General features: G+C 29.1%; 16 protein-coding genes, 1 tRNA gene and 1 pseudogene. 3 read left to right on the top strand and 15 right to left on the bottom strand.

Annotation, left to right across the window (positions count from 1 at the left end; genetic code table 11):
• Nucleotides 1–39: 39 nt before the first annotated feature.
• The 7 genes from AB8B22_RS01245 to AB8B22_RS01215 all read right to left on the bottom strand — a co-directional run bounded on the left by AB8B22_RS01245 (nt 40) and on the right by AB8B22_RS01215 (nt 6539).
• Nucleotides 40–717, bottom strand: a complete 678-nt coding sequence (locus AB8B22_RS01245; protein WP_369711279.1) for a Crp/Fnr family transcriptional regulator — start codon at nt 715–717, stop codon at nt 40–42.
• A gap of 99 nt (nt 718–816) precedes the next feature.
• A complete protein-coding gene (locus tag AB8B22_RS01240; protein WP_094079306.1) occupies nt 817–1530 on the bottom strand; it encodes an ABC transporter ATP-binding protein in 714 nt (237 codons plus the stop codon).
• A 16-nt stretch (nt 1531–1546) separates the two neighbouring features.
• Complete coding sequence (locus AB8B22_RS01235; protein ID WP_314080227.1) at nt 1547–2305, bottom strand: ABC transporter ATP-binding protein; 759 nt, start codon at nt 2303–2305, stop codon at nt 1547–1549.
• A gap of 16 nt (nt 2306–2321) precedes the next feature.
• On the bottom strand, nt 2322–3440 hold the full coding sequence (locus AB8B22_RS01230; RefSeq protein WP_369711278.1) for a branched-chain amino acid ABC transporter permease: 1119 nt from the start codon (nt 3438–3440) through the stop codon (nt 2322–2324).
• Between the two features lie 34 nt (nt 3441–3474).
• A complete protein-coding gene (locus AB8B22_RS01225; RefSeq protein WP_094079309.1) occupies nt 3475–4371 on the bottom strand; it encodes a branched-chain amino acid ABC transporter permease in 897 nt (298 codons plus the stop codon).
• Nucleotides 4372–4502: 131 nt separating this feature from the next.
• The gene (locus AB8B22_RS01220) at nt 4503–5618 is read right to left on the bottom strand and encodes an ABC transporter substrate-binding protein (RefSeq protein ID WP_094079310.1); all 1116 of its coding nucleotides are present in this window, start codon (nt 5616–5618) and stop codon (nt 4503–4505) included.
• A gap of 348 nt (nt 5619–5966) precedes the next feature.
• Nucleotides 5967–6539: a porin family protein gene (locus AB8B22_RS01215; protein ID WP_314080225.1), complete on the bottom strand. Its 573-nt coding sequence runs from the start codon at nt 6537–6539 to the stop codon at nt 5967–5969.
• Nucleotides 6540–6886: 347 nt separating this feature from the next.
• Between AB8B22_RS01215 and AB8B22_RS01210 the strand changes: the two genes are divergently transcribed.
• Nucleotides 6887–7546, top strand: a complete 660-nt coding sequence (locus AB8B22_RS01210; RefSeq protein ID WP_369711277.1) for an outer membrane beta-barrel protein — start codon at nt 6887–6889, stop codon at nt 7544–7546.
• A gap of 161 nt (nt 7547–7707) precedes the next feature.
• On the top strand, nt 7708–8529 hold the full coding sequence (locus AB8B22_RS01205) for a Cof-type HAD-IIB family hydrolase (protein ID WP_369711275.1): 822 nt from the start codon (nt 7708–7710) through the stop codon (nt 8527–8529).
• Nucleotides 8530–8571: 42 nt separating this feature from the next.
• Here the strand turns inward: AB8B22_RS01205 and AB8B22_RS01200 are convergent, their stop codons facing one another.
• From AB8B22_RS01200 to AB8B22_RS01175, 6 genes are all read right to left on the bottom strand, one after another.
• Nucleotides 8572–9537 (bottom strand): ATPase, encoded by a 966-nt coding sequence (locus AB8B22_RS01200; protein ID WP_369711274.1) that lies wholly within the window; start codon nt 9535–9537, stop codon nt 8572–8574.
• A gap of 145 nt (nt 9538–9682) precedes the next feature.
• A complete protein-coding gene (locus AB8B22_RS01195; protein WP_094079314.1) occupies nt 9683–10714 on the bottom strand; it encodes a rod shape-determining protein in 1032 nt (343 codons plus the stop codon).
• 159 nt (nt 10715–10873) lie between these two features.
• On the bottom strand, nt 10874–11992 hold the full coding sequence (cbiD, locus tag AB8B22_RS01190; RefSeq protein ID WP_369711273.1) for a cobalt-precorrin-5B (C(1))-methyltransferase CbiD: 1119 nt from the start codon (nt 11990–11992) through the stop codon (nt 10874–10876).
• Nucleotides 11993–11994: 2 nt separating this feature from the next.
• Complete coding sequence (locus AB8B22_RS01185) at nt 11995–12645, bottom strand: precorrin-8X methylmutase (protein ID WP_369711271.1); 651 nt, start codon at nt 12643–12645, stop codon at nt 11995–11997.
• A gap of 20 nt (nt 12646–12665) precedes the next feature.
• Nucleotides 12666–15008: an endonuclease MutS2 gene (locus AB8B22_RS01180; RefSeq protein ID WP_369711270.1), complete on the bottom strand. Its 2343-nt coding sequence runs from the start codon at nt 15006–15008 to the stop codon at nt 12666–12668.
• A 105-nt stretch (nt 15009–15113) separates the two neighbouring features.
• Nucleotides 15114–15674 (bottom strand): 5-formyltetrahydrofolate cyclo-ligase, encoded by a 561-nt coding sequence (locus AB8B22_RS01175; protein WP_369711269.1) that lies wholly within the window; start codon nt 15672–15674, stop codon nt 15114–15116.
• A 78-nt stretch (nt 15675–15752) separates the two neighbouring features.
• Here AB8B22_RS01175 and AB8B22_RS01170 point away from each other — a divergent pair.
• Nucleotides 15753–15828: transfer RNA gene (locus AB8B22_RS01170), tRNA-Thr, on the top strand.
• A gap of 95 nt (nt 15829–15923) precedes the next feature.
• Here AB8B22_RS01170 and AB8B22_RS01165 read toward each other — a convergent pair.
• Both AB8B22_RS01165 and metF read right to left on the bottom strand, forming a co-directional pair.
• A pseudogene (locus AB8B22_RS01165) lies at nt 15924–16661 on the bottom strand (PfkB family carbohydrate kinase); the annotation flags it as partial.
• Between the two features lie 187 nt (nt 16662–16848).
• Nucleotides 16849–17724 carry a methylenetetrahydrofolate reductase [NAD(P)H] gene (metF, locus tag AB8B22_RS01160; RefSeq protein ID WP_369711268.1) on the bottom strand — a complete coding sequence of 292 codons (876 nt, stop codon included), beginning with the start codon at nt 17722–17724 and terminating at the stop codon, nt 16849–16851.
• Between the last annotated feature and the right edge of the window lie 35 nt (nt 17725–17759).

Genomic DNA, 17759 nt, shown 5'->3' with positions numbered 1-17759 from the left:
TCCTTTACTTAAACAGTATAACTTTTATCACTAAAAATGTCAAATATTTTTTTTAGGAAATTTTTCAAAATTCACATAATAAGTATTTTTATCTATTTTTTTTAGTATATTTTTTTTACATAAATTGGAAATTTCTCTTGAAAGAGCAGGCCGTGTCACATCAAATTTTTTCGCAAGTAAAGATATGCTCGGAAAAAATGTTATTTTATTATCTTTAGAATTTTTTTTAATATAGCTTAAAACTTTTTCACCAATCGTTTTATTTACAAAATTAAACCAAATTCTTTTTGAAAGATATTGACTTTTATTTGAAATCTCATCAATAAAATTTAAAAGTAACCTTTTATTTTTTTGAATCAGATTAAAAAATTTATTCCGATCAATCACTAGCAAATTTGTTTCTTCCAATGTTATCAAATCGACTGGAAAAGTGTTATCTTCCCCAAAAATAAATGCTGGTGCCAAAATTTCATTTATTTTTATATGACCAATTACAATGGAATCACCATTAAATTTTTGCATTTCAGCAACAAGAGTTCCTTTTATTAAAATATTCACATTTGTAATTATATCACCTCGAAAAAATATAATTTCATTTTTTTTATAAGTTCTTATTTGATATTCGGTTTCTTTTAAAAATGAAGTGACAGATGAAATACTGTAACCATTAAATAGCGGAACTTTTACAAGCAATTGTGAAATGTCTTTAATATTCATATCATCACCAATTCTTTTTTGTTTTCTATCAAAATAATTTTACTATAATATTATTAATTTGTCAAACTATTTATCTAAAAATAAAAAAATAGGAGGAAATTAGCCTCCTAAATATGCTCTTTTTATTTCTGAATTTGTCAAAAGTTCTTTTCCAGTCCCTTCCAAAATTATACTTCCAGTTTCTAAAACATAACCTCTATCGGCAATTGACAAAGCCATGTTTGCATTTTGCTCAACTAATAAAATAGTAACATTATCCTCTTTGTTTATTTTTTTTATTATTTCAAAAATTTCCTGAACTAACAGCGGTGCAAGTCCCATTGATGGTTCATCTAGCAAAAGTAACGATGGATTCGACATAAGTGCTCTTGCCATTGCAAGCATCTGTTGCTCACCTCCACTCATTGTTCCTGCAAGTTGTCTTTTTCGCTCTGCCAGACGAGGAAACAAAGAAAACATATGTTCCATATCTTTTTTTATTTCAGCTTGATCATTTCTAATAAAAGCCCCCATTTCCAAATTTTCTAAAACTGTTAGCTCCGTAAAAATTCTTCTTCCTTCTGGAACGTGAGCCATACCTTTGCTTACAAGTTTATGAGCGACAGTATTTGTCGTGTTTTCACCATTTAGTGAAATTTCTCCAGATTTTATTGGAATTAATCCTGAAATTGCATGTAATGTCGATGTTTTTCCAGCTCCATTTGCTCCAATCAAAGAAACAATTTCTCCTCTTTTTATATGAAATGAAATATTTTTTATGGCATGAATTACACCATAATAGACATTCAAATCATTGACTTCTAAAATATTCACAATTCTTCCTCCTCTCTTATTCTCCCAAATATGCTGCAATAACTTCTTTGTTTGACTGTATTTCACTTGGAAGCCCAGACGCTATTATTTTTCCAAAATTTAGTACATAAAGTCTTTCACAAATTCCCATAACTAAATCCATATCGTGCTCAATAAGTAAAATTGCAATTTTAAATTTATCCCTGATAAAACTTATTGTTTTCATCAATTCCTTTGTTTCATTTGGATTCATTCCCGCAGCAGGTTCATCAAGTAAAAGCAATTTGGGATTTGTAGCTAGCGCTCTAGCTATTTCCAATTTTCTTTGCTGTCCATACGATAAATTTCCTGAAATTATATTAGCCATTTCTGCCATGTCAAAAATATCCAATAAATCCAGCGCTTTATCTGTAACTTCTTTTTCTTCCCTCCAAAATCTTGGGAGTCTTAGTATAGCTTCAAAAGTGTTATATTTCATACTGCTATTAAGTGCCATTTTTACATTGTCCAGCACTGTCAAATTTTTAAATAATCTAATATTTTGGAATGTTCTTGCTATTCCCAATGCAACTATTTGCGGAGTTGTTTTTTTATTAATACTTGTTCCATTTATGGAAATATCACCGTCAGTCGGTTTATAAACACCTGTAAGTAAGTTAAATATTGTTGTTTTTCCAGCTCCATTAGGTCCAATCAGCCCTATTAACTCGCCTTCTTTTATCTCGATATTAACATTGTCTACAGCTCTTAAACCACCAAAAGATATTCCTAAATCAGTCGTTTTAAGTAATGACATATCCTAATCTCCTTTTTTATTTTTTCGAGTTTCTAATTTCTTTAATCCGTTGTTTCGTTTCGTGGAAAGTGAATTCTTTTGTTCCAAAAATTCCTTTTGGTCTGAAAATCATTAAAATAATAAGAATTATCGAATAAATTAAATATCTAAACTGTGAAAAATCTCTTAAAAATTCACTTAACATAGTTAAAATAACCGCTGCGATAACTGCTCCAGTTATACTTCCAAGTCCACCTAAAACAACCATAACCAAAATTTCTATTGAAAATAAAAATCCAAATTTATCTGGTGCTAAAATCCCAACATTGTGAGCAAATAATGAGCCTCCTACTCCCGCAAAAAATGCCGAAAAAGTAAATCCATAAAGTTTTACACGATTTAATTTAATACCAATATTCTCTGCCGCAATTTCATCTTCTCGAATTGACATAACTTCCTTACCTTTTCTTGAAGTCATAGCCATAACAACTATAATAATTGAAATTACAACAATAAAATACACATTTGAAAATGTTATAATTCCTTGAGGAATTCCACTAAACCCTGTCGCTCCTCCAAGAAAATCCAAATTTTGAATGATATATTTTATAATTTCTCCAAACGCAAGTGTAATGATTGCAAGATAATCCCCTCTTAAACGAAGCGTACTAGCTCCAACTAAAAATCCAAATATTGCTGCAATAATTCCACCAAATAGTGAAACTATAAGAAGATGCAATGTTGCAGGTAAATGATAATTTACCAATATTTTTGAAATATACGCCGCTGAATATCCACCAATCGCAATAAATCCAGCTTGTCCTAAATTAAGCTGTCCCATAATTCCTACAGATATATTAAGACTTACAGAAAATAGCACAAAAATTAAAATAGTTATATAAATTCCACGAGTGTAGCTAAAAATATCATTTGGGTCAATTGTTAAATTTAAAACTACATAAAGTAAAATAATTGAAATAACTGTAACTACATAATTTTTCAATTTAAATTTATTAAAATAATTCAAATTACCCCATTTTGGCTGTTCTTTGTCTTTTTTATTTTCTTTATTTTTTATATTTTCTTTGTTTTCAATTTCATTTTTTGTCAAAGTAATTTTTTTATTTTGAACTTCTTTTTTTTCTTTATTTTCCATTTTTCTCTTTTCTCCTCCTTTCTCTTCTCTATAATTAAACTTTTTCTTTCATATTTTTTCCAAACAATCCATTTGGTTTAAAAATAAGTATCAAAATTAAAATTCCAAAAACTATTGGATTTGCCCAAGTTGTAAGAAAAGAACCTTTTACATATGCTTCTAAAAGTCCCAATACATATCCTCCAACCATAGCTCCAGGAATACTTCCAATTCCACCAAATACAGCCGCAATAAACGCTTTTAATCCAGGAAGCATCCCCATATATGGCTCAATTTGCGGATAAACAATCGCATAAAGTGCTCCACCAAGTGCACCTAATCCAGAACCAATCGCAAATGTAATAGCGATTGTTTTATTTACATTTATTCCCATAAGTTGTGCCGCTCCTGTATCTTGAGATACCGCTCTGGTTGCTTTTCCAAGTTTTGTCTTTTTAATAAATAAATTTAGCGCAACCATGCAAATTATAGTGACAACTATTACAAAAATAGTAAGCATACTTATTTGAACGACTCCCAAATTTAATTTTTTATTATCTGACAAAAATCCAGGAATATATTTTTGGTCAATTACTTTTGGTGTAGCTCCAAAGATGATAAGTGCGACACTTTCAAGCAAAAAGCTCATTCCGATTGCTGTTATAAGTGCTGAAATTTTTGGCGCATTTCTAAGTGGTCTATACGCAAAAAAATCAATTACAACGCCTAAAATAGCACAAAAAACAATTGATAAAAGTATTGCAATTATAAGCGGCATACCATTTGACACAGCAATAAAAGTTAAATATGCTCCTATCATAAGTATGTCTCCATGCGCAAAGTTTATAAGTTTTACAATTCCATAAACCATTGTGTATCCCAGAGCAATCAGTGCATAAATACTTCCAGTCTGAAGACCGTTGATTGTCTGTTCAATTAAATTTTTTAACATTTTAACCTCCTTCAATTATGACTAATTCTATTACAATTTTTTTATTTATAAATTAAAAAAGTTCAAAATGGTATTAAGAAAATCCTAGTACCATTGAACTTAAAAAAAATTATATTTATAAATTTCCTAAATTAAAATTTTTCTTTTAAAGTAAGTTTTCCATCTTTTACTTCAATAAATGTAACTTTTTTTTCTGGATTTCTATTTTCATCAAATTTCAACGAACCTGTCAATAAATTATCTCCACTAAAGTTTTTGATTGCGTCTCTGATTGCTTCTTTTGAAGATAAATCCTTTACAGATTTTAGTGAAGTTTCCAAAATAGTACCTGTGTCATATCCAAGTGCTGCAAACATAATTGGATCAAGTTTATACTCAGTTTTATATGAATTTATAAATTTTTTAGCTATTTCAGAACTGTCATCTGAAGCAAATTGACTGGCAAAAATAGCTCCATTTGCGACTTTTCCAAAGTTAGTCTGGATTCCATCCCAACCGTCTCCTCCCATAAATTGAGAATTTATTCCAAGTTCTTTCGCTTGAGTTAAAATTAATCCTATTGTGTTGTAGTAATCTGGCACAAAAATCATATTTGAATTGTAACCTTTAACTTTTGTTAAAACTGCTCTAAAATCTTTATCATCGGCAGTATATTTTTCTTCTTTAATTTGAATTCCTTCTTTTTGAGCTTGTGCTTTAAATGCGTCAGCTAATCCAACTGAATAGTCACTTGTAGAATTAGTCAAAATAGTTACATTATTAAATCCTTTTGATTTTGCATATTTTGCAACAGCCTGCCCTTGATAAGGATCGGTATAAGTTGTTCTGAATACAAAATTTTTATCTTTTGTGATGTCAAAAGCTGTTCCAGTAGCAGTTATCATAGGGATTTTAGCTTGTTCAGCAAGTGGTGCAATAGCTAGAGAAGGTTTTGAGATAACTTCTCCTACCAAAACATCAATTTTATCTTGAGAAACCATTTTTTTGAAGATATTTACAGCTTCTTGCGTATCTCCTTTACTGTCAGCTTCAACAATTTCTATTTTTTTCCCATTAATTCCACCAGCAGCATTAATTTCTTTAACTTTTAGTTTAAATCCGTTCACTGTCGCTACTCCATATTGAGCGACATTTCCTGTAAGCGGTGCAATAACTCCAACTTTAATAACATTTGAATCTACTTTTTTAGATCCGCAGCTCATTACAAACAATGCCATCATTGACATTAAAAATAATATTTTTTTCATAATCTCACCTCGTAATTTTTATTAAAAATTTTTTTAAAGTAAATTTAAAATTTTTACTTTAAATAAATGCAATTAATTTTTTTATTTAAATTTTAACTACATTTACAAGAAATTTTCTATATTTAAAATACTTTCCTCCTTTCTTTACAAATCATCTCCAGTTTCAACAATTATATCATATATTAACTAAAAAATAAATTATTATTTTAATAGTCAAAATAAAATCCAATTAATTTAAATTTTTATAAAAAAAACTATCACAAATATTTGTGATAGTTTTTATTTTTTGTATATTTTTTAGAGTAAAAAAATTATTTGTTATTAGCTATTTTTAGTTATTTTAGTTTATTAGTTTCCCAAGTTAAAGTTATATCCTACACCTACAGATACTCTTTTATAATTTGCATCTGTTTTATCCCCGGTATTGTCATTTTTATATTGACCTTGGTTTTCTTTATACATAACTTCTGCGTTGAAGTTGTTGTAGTTCACTCCTGCTCCAACTCCGTAATAAAGTCCATTTTTAGCTTTATAATCGTCAATATTCCCATTATTTGCTGAATATCCCAAATCTCCTTTTACATATGGTTTTACAGTAGTCGGAGTGGCAAAGGTATATTTTGCGGTTCCATAAACTGGCACTGAATTATAATTTTCGTAATTTTCATCGGCTGAATTTCTAGCTTTCACTTTTTTATGCCATTGATAAGCAGTTCCAGCTCCCACTTCCAATCCTGGAGTTACTTCATATCTGTATTCTGCCCCTGCTTCTCCAGCTGTAGATTTTGCTTTTTCTGAGCTATTATCATAATGGTATTTTCCACCTAAATCATATGCACCTTTTACTTCAACTTTTCCAGCGTTTGCTGCAAATGAAACTATTCCTAAAACTAAAAACAATCCCATAAATTTTCTTTTCATAGTAAACACCTTTTCTTTCTTTTCGGCAAACTCTGAATTACAATATGTACTAGAGTTTTTCCTTATTTTAATTAAATTAGTTTAGGAAATTTCACTTTCCTGAACTTAAAGTCATTATACACCAATTGACTTATAAGTCAATTTTTTTTTTAATATTTTTTCATTAGAAAGAAAGTTCAATTGACTAAAACTGTCTAAATTTCTAATAAAATAAAACAAATAAAAAATATTTAAAATTAATTAAAATTAATTAAATTAAAAAGAATTTGACTTGATTTTTAGTTTAAATTATGCTATACTTATTTCTGAAAGTTAGTAAGATTATAATTAATTGGAGGAGAACGACAATGAAAAAAATTTTAGTATTATTGACATTAGTTGGATCAATCGCAATGGCTCAAGGAAATGTTTATGAATTTAGAGCAGGTTGGGATTTATATAACAGAGCAAAAGATTCTAACAAAGAATATGAAATCAGAAAGGATGTATTACAAACTGGTCCAGAAGTTTCATTTGAATACAGAAGAGAATTGACAAATAACTTTGATTTAGGAGCTGGAATTGCTTACAAATATAACAATTTAACTGATAAAAAAGTTGAAGTTGATGAAAACAAAGTTGATGTTTCTATGAAAGGTTTACATTCAGTACCTATTTATGCAACTGCAAGATATAACTTCAGAAATGATTCAGATGTTACACCTTATGTAAAAGCTAATTTAGGATTTGCAGTTAACTCTGGAAAAATTGATTTTCAAAGAATTAACACACCTGGAACAGATGAAACTGCTCAAATGAAATTTAAACACGGATTCTATTACGGAGTGGGAGCAGGACTTGAATATAACAACTTCGTTGCTGACTTATCATATAATGTAAATACATTAAGAGCTAAATATAACTACAGCTATAACGATTTCTTAGGAAACAAAAAAGAATCATCAAGCAAAGAAACTTTAAATCATGGAATGTTGACATTAAGCGTTGGTTATGCTTTGAAAGACTAGTAACTTTTAATAAATTTTTTATGAGCCTTTCTTAAAATTTAAGAAAGGCTTTTTTTATTCTTTTAAAATCAATTTTTATTGCTTTTCAAAATCTTTTTTGGTATAATTTTATTAGTTAAGTTTTCTTTTTTAACAAAATTTATTTTTTTAAGGAGGTATTTATGAACTTGAACTATAAATTAATTGCAACTGATATGGACGACACTTTATTAAATAAAGATCAAGAAATATCAATTGAAAACGAAGAATCTATTATAGATGTCCAAAAAAAAGGGGTAATATTTGTACTTGCAAGTGGAAGACCTAGCTTTGCCATGTTTGAATATGCAAAAAAGCTTCAGATGGACAGATTTGGAGGATATATCTTGGCTTTTAATGGCGGAGAATTGATTAATTTTAAAAATAATGAATTAGTTTTTCAGCAAGGACTTGACAAAAAGGACATAGAAATTATTCACAATATTTCAAAGAAATTAGATTTAACGATGTTACTTTATCAAGATGACACTGTTTTTGCAACAAGTGAAGCAGCTGAAGCATTAGTTGAAGCCAAACTTTGCAAAATGAAATTCCAAAAATTTGAAGCTTTAAAAGAACTGGAAAAATTTGGTGTTACAAAAACTGCAAAATGTATGATTGTTGGGGATCCTGAACTTGTAAAAAATGCCGAAAAATATATGAAGGAACTTTACGGAAATGACTATTTTATAGCAATTTCAAAGCCTATTTTCTTGGAAATTGCAAACAAAAATGTGAACAAAGGAAAAACTTTGGCTAGACTTGGAAAAATTTTGCAAATTAAAACTGAAGAAATGATAGCAGTTGGAGATAGCGGAAATGATAGACCACTTTTAGAAACTGTAGGAATGCCTGTTGCTGTGGCAAATGCACCCGAAGAAATAAAAAATTTATCAAAATTTGTATCCACTTCAAACGATGAAAATGCTCTAAAAACTGTAATTGATAAATTTTTTAGCTCTTAATCAAAAAAACCTCTCAATTTATTAAAATTGCGAGGATTTTTTTTAAATGTTATACAATATATTAAAAAAATTAAATAAAATACTTCTAATATTTACATTGTTTCTTACACTATTTTTTATTTCTATTAATTTTTTTAAATTTTCGCTATTTAATATAACTTTTGCATTAATGATTATTTTTGCCAAAAAATTTATCAAAAATTCTCTATTTTTTTTAACTTCAATCTCAAGTTCATTCAACATAAAATATATATTTTCCATATTCCAAAATTTTACTTCTTTTACTAAAAACTCAATGCTTTTGTTATATTTTATCACCAAATCCAAATAATTTCCATTTTCTGAATTATAAAATAAATAATTTTGCATTTCAGAAATATTTTTTAAAATATCTTCAACTGTTTTTATTTTAAAAGAAAAACTTTCAAGCGTTATATTTTTTTCCAAATAATTTTTTTTAAATGACTTTATATCATTTTCATTTCCGTCAAAAAAATCATAAGTTTTTTTATCGATTTCAAGTTCAAAGCTACTTAAACTTTCCAAGTGAAATTTTATCACACGCGATTTTATTGTTGGAATTATATTTAATGTTCTTGATAACAGTATAAAATAAACATCCTTAGGTGGTTCTTCAATCGTTTTTAACAAAGCGTTTGCCGACTCTTTTCTTAAATTTTCCACACCAAAAATGATAAATATCTTTTTGGGCGAATTAAAAGACGATTCAATTGTTTCATAAATAATTTCTCGAACTTCGTCAATTTTTATATTTCCATTATTTTTATTAATAATTTCAACATCGGGATAGACTAAATTATCAATTTGTTTTTCAATTTGAAGTTTTGTAACTTCATTTTTTACATCTCGTGTCATCACCATTTTTGAAAAAATTAAGGCGTAGTGAAGCAAATCAACTCTTCTATCGCCATAAAAAAGATAACTTGCACTCACTTTACCAGTTTTTATCTCATTTTCAAAATTTTTTATAATCTCACTACTTTTCATCTTACGTTTCTCTACTCTCAATGGTTAACTTTTATAAGACATATTTAAAAATACAAAAATAAGCCAATAAAAATTTATTTTAATAAAAAATTCTTTTTAACTTTTTATTTACTGACTTTCTAAAAACTTATTTTTGTATATATTTTTAATTTTCCTTCATTTGAAGTGTTCTTAATAATTTTTTGTTGTCAAATGCGGCTCCTCCACCTAAAACTACTGAATCTAGTGGATTAGGCGACAAGAATACTTTGATTCCAACTTCTTTTTCCATCATATCGATAAAGTTTTTAATTAATGAACCTCCACCTGTCATAATAATTCCGTTGTCTAAAATATCAGCTGCTAATTCTGGTGGACATTTTTCCAAAACTTCTTTTGTTGCTGCAACTATTTGGAATAGTGATTCTTCGATAGCTTCGTAAATTTCATTTGCATTGATTTCAACTGTATTTGGAATTCCTGACTCCAAATCTCTACCTTTTATTTCTAAAATTTCAGGATTTTGAACTTCAAGTGCAGAAGCCAACTCTTTTTTGATTTTTTCAGCTGTTCTATCTCCGATTAACAAGTTATATTTTCTTTTTACATATTTAACTATATCGTCATCAAATTTATTTCCAGCAATCCTTATTGATTTACTTGCAATAATTTCATCTAACGATAAAATAGCAATATCGGTAGAACCCCCACCTATATCGATTACCATGCTTCCTTCAGGTTGTGAAATATCCACTCCTGATCCAATTATCGCCGCTCTTCCTTCTTCTATAATATAAGTTTTTTTAGCTCCTCTCACAGCGTCAAAAAGTGCTTTTCTTTCCACACTCGTAACTTCAATTGGAACACAAATCATAACTTCTGGTTTAAAAAGTGAATTCCCATAAATTTTGTGAATAAAATATGTTATCATCTCTTTTGTAGAATCAATATCTGCGATAACTCCATCTTGAAGTGGTTTTATAGCTTGGATGCTGTCAGGTGTTTTCCCCAACATTTCTCTGGCTTCTTTTCCCACTGCAATCAGTTTTCCTGTCTTTCTGTCTCTGGCTACCACCGATGGTTCATTTAATACAATTTTTTTTCTTTGTTTATCGTAAATTAAGATATTCGCTGTACCCAAATCTATTGAAATACTTTTGTTTACTCTGAATATTTTTACAAAATCAAATGCTCCCATTATTCCTCCTATACTTATTTTCTTACTAAAATTATTCTTTAATAAAATTACTTTTATTTATCGCAATATAAAATTTATTTTAATAAATATTGCTACAATAATAATTTATATTTTAACTCCTTAATTATATCATATTTTTTTAGAAAAATTTATTATTTTTTAAAAATTTTCAAAAAAATTTTCGCTTTTTCCCAAAATTTTCTTTCCAGCCGACAAAATCAAAGTTTCAACTTCAATTTTTTTCCCATTTTTTCTGCAACGCTCTTCACACTTAATTTTTGCCTTTTGTGCCAGTAAATCAAAAACTTGTATTTTTTCAATATATTTTATCGCTTCTTCAGTCGTGTTTGAGTCCATAATTTTTTTTAAATTTTCTATTTTTTCACCAACCAATAAAGTATTTGCAGTCAAAATTTCCATTCTGGCATCAGCAACTCTACTGTGAGTGTGAAAAATTCCACCTGCAACTTTTACAAACTTTCCAAGCTCTCCCACAAAATAAATTTTTTCCACATCATATTCACAAGCTCTGTCAAACATATATCCGACAAAATTGCTAATCACAACACCTTGTTTTTCTCTTTCTGGATAATTTTTAGCTAAATATAACTTTCCACGATTTCCAAAAATAAAAACGGCTGTTCTCTCTTTTTCTCTATCATTTATTTCAAGCGACTGCTTTAATTCAATCGCAAGGGAACTTTTCCAAGATTCTTCCGACATCGGTCTTACAATTCCCGTCGTTCCCAAAATTGAAATTCCGCCAATTATTCCCAATTTTTCGTTTAAAGTTTTTTTAGCGAGTTCTTTCCCTTTTGGGACACTTATTTCAATATCAACGCCAATTTTATCAGCTAAAAGCGTTTCTGCCACATTTTTTAGCATTTTCATCGGAGTTGGATTTATTGCTGATTTTCCAATTTTTACAGGCAAGCCTTCTTTTGTCACTTTTCCAACGCCTATTCCACCAAAGATATTTATTTTTTTATCATTTCTAAAACTTACTTTCGACACAATCTCCGCTCCGTGAGTTACATCTGGATCATCCCCTCCATCTTTTAAAATTGTAACTTTCGTAAAATTTTTATAAATTTCAATTTTTTCAATCGGTATTGTCAAAGTTTCTCCAGCTGGAACTTTAAGTTTCACAAATTTCTCATCTTTTTTTATTTTTTTTAAAAGCACTAGAATTGCAACTTTTGTAGCAGCCGTCGCACAAGTTCCAGTCGTGTAGCCACATCTTAGTTTTTTCCCTTGAAAATAAACATAATTTTCCATTTTTAATTATTAAAGTATTTGTCCCTTTCGTACATCTGATATAAAATTCCGTGCATAACTCCAACCGCAACCGTGCTTCCACCTTTAGTCCCATTTGTCCGAATAAACGACACTTCGTATTTTGAGAGCTCCTTTTTTGACTCTGGACATCCGACAAATCCAACTGGCACTCCAACAATCAATTTTGGCAAATTTCTCTTTTTCATTTTTTCAAGCAAGGTAAAAAGTGCAGTCGGCGCATTTCCAATGAGAAAAATTTTAGTTTTAGGATCTTTTAGCGCTCTTTCAATCCCAATCATTGATCGAGTTACCCCTTTTTCCTTTGCTTCTCTTGCGATGTCTTTATCAGCGACAAGGCAATAAGCTTCTAAACCGAATTTTGCAAGAGCATTTTTATTAAGTCCATTCACAATCATATTCGTATCACAGTAAATTTTACAGTTTCCTTCTTTTAGCACTTCTTCTGCTGATTCTATTGGATTATTCCCAAATTCGACAATATTTACATAATCAAAATCTCCTGTCGTATGAACGAGTCTTTTTACAATTAACTTTTCACTTTCATTAAATTTATCAAGTTTATCTCCTAAAGTTTCAGTTATTATCTCAAAACTTCTTGCTTCAATGGATTTTGGATCTTTTATATATGCCATCTTTTTCTCCCAATTTTTTATTATTTCAAAGTTACAACCGTACAGCCAACTCCACCTTCATTTTGATTGGCATCTTTAAACTCACTCACATATTTTGAAGTTCTCAAATATTCTTGAATTTTCTTTCTCAAAACCATCGTTCCTTTTCCATGAATTATGTAAACTTCGTTGTAACCTGTGAGCATTGCACGGTCAAAATATGTCTCAATTTCAGAAATTGCTTCATCCGCATTCATTCCACGCACATCAAGTTCCCCACGAACTTGGGAAGTTCTTTTTAATGCAGCAAAATTTTTAAGTTTATTATTTTTTTTCTTTTGAATTTTTACAACATCATCCATCGACACAACCAATTTTAAAATTCCCGATTGCACTTGAACTCGACCATCTTTTGGCATCACTCTTAAAATTTTTCCATTTTGATTTAAAGTTTTTACCAAAACTTCTTCCCCTTCAGAAAAATCAACATTTTTAACTACAACTTTTTTTTCTTTAACTTTTTTTTTCTTGTCAATTATAAATGATTCACGGAGCATATTTAAACTTCGCTGAGTATTTTTTGCATCCTCTTTTTTACTTTCTTCATGGCTAATTTTTTCAATTAGACTTTTTGCTTTTGCCTGAATATTTTTCAAATAGTCATCCGCTTTGTCATAAGCTTTCTTTATAATTTCATTTTTTTCATTTTCTAAATTTACAATTTTTTCTTCATAAAGATTTTTTTGTGTCAGAAGTTCACTTTTGGAATTTTCAAGTTCCTGAGTCAGCAAGTGAAGTTCGTCATTTTTTTCTTTTATTGATTTAATCATCTCTTCGACTTTTTTATTATCTTCACTTATATATTTTTTCGCATTTTCAATGATTTCATCACTAATTCCATATTTTTTTGCAATTATAAGCGCATTACTCTTACCTGGAATCCCTTCTAAAAGCCTGTAAGTTGGCGATAAACTTTCCACATCAAATTCCATAGATGCACTTTTTATATTCTCAGAATTAAAAGCATATGCCTTCACTTCACTGTAATGTGTCGTAATTATTGATGTTATATTTTTTTTATTTAAATAATCAATAATTGACATCGCAAAAGCCGCACCTTCCATAGGATCCGTTCCACTTCCAAGCTCATCCATCAAAACGAGTGATTTACTGCTCGAATTTTCAATAATTTCTTTAATTTTGCTGACATGCCCTGAAAATGACGATAAATTTTGCTCCAAACTTTGCTCATCCCCAATATCAGCCAGTACATTGTTAAAATATCCAATTTCCGTTTTTTCTCCCGCTGGAATTGGAATTCCTGACAGAGCCATCAAAGTTAAAAGTCCTGCCACTTTTAGCGTAACTGTTTTTCCACCAGTATTCGGCCCTGTTATAAGCATAATATTTTCACCATTTCCAACTGAAAAATTGATCGGCACAACTTTTTCTTCATCAATTAGCGGATGTCTTGCGTCCACCAATTTCAAATATTCTTTATTTATAACTTTTGGCACAGCACATTTTTTATTCACCGAATAAATTGTCTTGGCATTCAAAAAATCAAGTCTTTCCAATATTTCTTTTATTTCTAAAATTTCTTCTTTTTTAGTTTTTACAATCTCTGTCAATCGCAGCAAAATTTTTCTAATTTCTTCTCGTTCTCTTGCTTCATATTCCCTAAGTTTATTATTCAGCGAAACAATATTTATCGGTTCAATGTAAACCGTACTTCCAGTAGCTGACCTATCATGCTCAATACCTTTTATAAGCCCTTTGAAATCTGTTTTTACAGCGATTACATATCTATCATTTCTTTTCGTTATGATCCGTTCTTGCACAGCTCTTTGAGTCTCTTTATTTGACACCAAATCGTCAAATTTTTCTTTTATATTCGCATTAATATTTTGTTTTTGCCGTCTTACATCTTTTAACCCAAAAGATGCGTCATCTTTTAATTCTCCATTATCATCAATCGCTTCAGAAATAAAGTTCTCAATATCTTTCACTTCCTGTGCATCTGCAAACAAATTCCAAATGGTCTTATATTTATCTCGCACATTTTTAGCTCTCCCTTTAGAAATCCTAAAAATTGCCAAATTTCTCTTAAGCACAGAAAAATCTTCACTGCTCAAGTAACTTCCAATAACATCAATTGACTTAAACATTCTCGACAAATCAGCTAAACCAGTAAGTTCCAATCCATCATCAAATTTATAAAAATCTATCATTTCAGACATTAAAACAAGTTCTTTATCCAAAACAGATTTTTCTTTTATAATGTCAATATCCAAAAATTTTTCTTTTGTACTTTTCAGCAAAGCCAGTTCCATAAGCTCATTAATTATTTTATGAAATTCCAGCACATCATAATCTTTTTTCATTTCTATTCTATCCCCCAATCTTTTTCAAATAATTTAAATAATAGACAAATTATACCATATTTTTAAAATATTCTCCAGTTCCATTATTTCAAAGATTTTTTTATTTTACACAATCACTCTTTTTTCACTGACAACCGCATCAACTCTCACATCATGCTCTTCTGTTGGAATTTTTTCCACAATTTGAAAATCATAACAAACTGCAACACATAAAATTCCCTTTTTCATTTTTCTAACTTTCATCAAAAAATTATCATAAAATCCGCCACCAAATCCAATCCGATTTTTTTTGCAATCAAAACCAATTCCAGGAACAACAATCAAATCCAATATTTTTTCATCATAATATTCTTCGGATGCCGACTCATAATATCCAAATTTATGTAAAACAAGCTCACTTTTATTATATTTATTAATTTTCATCTCTCTTTTAGGAAAAATTTTTGGAATAAAAAAAGTTTTTGTTGGATAAAGTTCAAGCAATTTTGTGATATTCACTTCATTTCCCATATCCATAAAAATCATAATATTTGTAGAATTTTTAACATATTTTTTTAAATTTTCAATAATTAAACTTGTATTTTTTTCAACAGTTTTTTTATCCATTAGATCTCTTTTTTCTAATAACATTTTTCTAATTTCTTTTTTTTCATCAATTTTTTTCATAAAAAATCTCCTTAATTTATAAAATTTATTTAAAACGCTTGACAAAACAAAAAAAATTTTATATAATAATTTTGTTATGCCGCTTTAGCTCATCTGGTAGAGCAACTGACTTGTAATCAGTAGGTGGTTGGTTCGAGTCCGACAAGCGGCACCATAAACTTTTTTAATAATCTATTTTGGGATTTTTCTAAAATAGTTTTTTTTATAAAATTTTTTTAGAAAAGGGAGATTTTTTCTCCCTTTTTTAATTTATTTTAGTGAAAATTTTTTATGATTTATTGGACCTGCAAAATTATTTAACGAAAATGAATCTTTAAGTGCATTTGAAATTAATTCTTTTGTTATTTTCACAGCTTCTGAAACTGTTGCACCTTTTGAAATTTCTGCGGTAATTGAAGAGGAGAAAGTACATCCAGCGCCGTGATTCCATTTTGTGTCAATTTTTTTACTTTCAAAAAATTTAAAATCTTTTCCATCGTATAACAAATTCACTGAATTTTCTCCAGTAAAAAAAGTTCGTCCTATTATAACAACATATTTTGCTCCCAATTCATGTATCTTTTTAGCAGCTTCTTTTGCTTCATCAATCGTTTTTATCGCTTCCATTCCAGCAAGTTGTGCTGCTTCAAATAAATTTGGTGTCATAACTGTCGCATAAGGCAAAAGATATTTTTTCATAGCTTCAACATTTTCAGGGAAAAGATTTTCCGCATTTCCTTCTCCTTCGCTATTCACTTTGCAAACCATTACTGGATCAATGACAATTGATTTTTTGACATCTTTTAAAATAGAACCAACATATTCAATAATTTCCATTGTTGAAAGCATTCCTATTTTTAGTGCATCTATTCCAATTCCCTTTATGACTGTGTCAACTTGCTCTTTTATCACAGAAAGTTCAACGAGAAAAACTTCGTGTGCCAAAGTTTTTGGCTCCATTGCGACAATTACTGTAATTGCACTCATTCCGTAAACTCCTCTTTCTTGAAAAGTTTTAAGGCCCTATTGAATCCTTTCTCCATCGCTTGTATCAGAACCTGCGATTGCGAGTATTTTTTTTAAAGATATATTTTTATCTCCTAAATTATACAAGAATCAATGTTTTTATATACAAATACATATTAAAATTTTATACCTAATAAATACAAAAGTCAAGCGGCTTTAGTTCATATTCTTATCTCAGAAAAGCAATATTTTTTATAATTTCTTTCGCATTTTCAGCCTTATTCATTGTATAAATGTGAACACCTTTTATTCCGTAAGCAAAAAGTTCGATAATCTGCTCACTTGCGTACATAATTCCAGCTTTTCTCATTGAATCTGGATTATCTCCATATTTTTCAATTAATTTTTCCAGTTTTTTCGGAACTGAACATTTTGAAAGTTCTATTATTCTTTTTATCTGTTTTGCATTTGTAACTGGCATTATTCCAGCGATTAAAGGGACATTTATATCAAGTTTTTCCGCATTTTCCCTAAATTTTACAAAAAGTTCGTTGTCAAAAAACATCTGCGAAACTAAAAAATCTACTCCAGAATCGACTTTATTTTTTAAATGAAACAAATCTACTAAATCATTATTTTGATAGTGAGTTTCTGGATAAAACGCCGCTCCAATTGAAAGACTGCTAAATTTTTCATTTTGTCTTAAATCAGAAATTAATTCTGATGCATATTTGTAGTCGCCTCTGTCATAAATTTCTTCAGTTTCTCCAACGGGTACATCTCCACGAAGTGCTAAAATATTATCTATATTATTTTCTTTTACTTCCTTCAAAAAATTATTTATTTCACTTTTTTTACTTCCAACACAAGTCAAATGCGTCATAACTTCTGTTTTTAAATTATTTTTTATGTGCGATGCCATCTCTATTGTCCCAGATTTTGTCTTTCCACCTGCACCATAAGTTACGCTTATAAAGTCGGGTTTATATTGAACCAGCTCCGCTGTCACATTTTTTAGTTTTTCTTCCGAAAAATTTTTGTTTGGTGGAAAAATTTCAAATGAAACTGTATGTTCTTTTTTTTCTAAAATATCTTTTATTTTCATAAATTTGCTACCTCCATTTTCACCTTTTTTATTAT

Origin of the sequence: Leptotrichia rugosa, assembly GCF_041200005.1 — a bacterium.
In the GTDB taxonomy this organism is placed as follows: domain Bacteria; phylum Fusobacteriota; class Fusobacteriia; order Fusobacteriales; family Leptotrichiaceae; genus Leptotrichia; species Leptotrichia rugosa.
This window is presented reverse-complemented; position numbering and strand designations above follow the sequence as displayed.

Coding starts and splice junctions, on each gene's coding strand:
- AB8B22_RS01210 (WP_369711277.1), top strand. CDS start 6,887: ATGAAAAAAATTTTAGTATTATTGACATTAGTTGGATCAATCGCAATG.
- AB8B22_RS01180 (WP_369711270.1), bottom strand. CDS start 15,008: ATGAAAAAAGATTATGATGTGCTGGAATTTCATAAAATAATTAATGAG.
- AB8B22_RS01225 (WP_094079309.1), bottom strand. CDS start 4,371: ATGTTAAAAAATTTAATTGAACAGACAATCAACGGTCTTCAGACTGGA.
- AB8B22_RS01215 (WP_314080225.1), bottom strand. CDS start 6,539: ATGAAAAGAAAATTTATGGGATTGTTTTTAGTTTTAGGAATAGTTTCA.
- AB8B22_RS01200 (WP_369711274.1), bottom strand. CDS start 9,537: ATGAAAAGTAGTGAGATTATAAAAAATTTTGAAAATGAGATAAAAACT.
- AB8B22_RS01175 (WP_369711269.1), bottom strand. CDS start 15,674: ATGAAAAAAATTGATGAAAAAAAAGAAATTAGAAAAATGTTATTAGAA.
- AB8B22_RS01220 (WP_094079310.1), bottom strand. CDS start 5,618: ATGAAAAAAATATTATTTTTAATGTCAATGATGGCATTGTTTGTAATG.
- metF (WP_369711268.1), bottom strand. CDS start 17,724: ATGAAAATAAAAGATATTTTAGAAAAAAAAGAACATACAGTTTCATTT.
- cbiD (WP_369711273.1), bottom strand. CDS start 11,992: ATGGAAAATTATGTTTATTTTCAAGGGAAAAAACTAAGATGTGGCTAC.
- AB8B22_RS01185 (WP_369711271.1), bottom strand. CDS start 12,645: ATGGCATATATAAAAGATCCAAAATCCATTGAAGCAAGAAGTTTTGAG.
- AB8B22_RS01230 (WP_369711278.1), bottom strand. CDS start 3,440: ATGGAAAATAAAGAAAAAAAAGAAGTTCAAAATAAAAAAATTACTTTG.
- AB8B22_RS01235 (WP_314080227.1), bottom strand. CDS start 2,305: ATGTCATTACTTAAAACGACTGATTTAGGAATATCTTTTGGTGGTTTA.
- AB8B22_RS01245 (WP_369711279.1), bottom strand. CDS start 717: ATGAATATTAAAGACATTTCACAATTGCTTGTAAAAGTTCCGCTATTT.
- AB8B22_RS01205 (WP_369711275.1), top strand. CDS start 7,708: ATGAACTTGAACTATAAATTAATTGCAACTGATATGGACGACACTTTA.
- AB8B22_RS01195 (WP_094079314.1), bottom strand. CDS start 10,714: ATGGGAGCATTTGATTTTGTAAAAATATTCAGAGTAAACAAAAGTATT.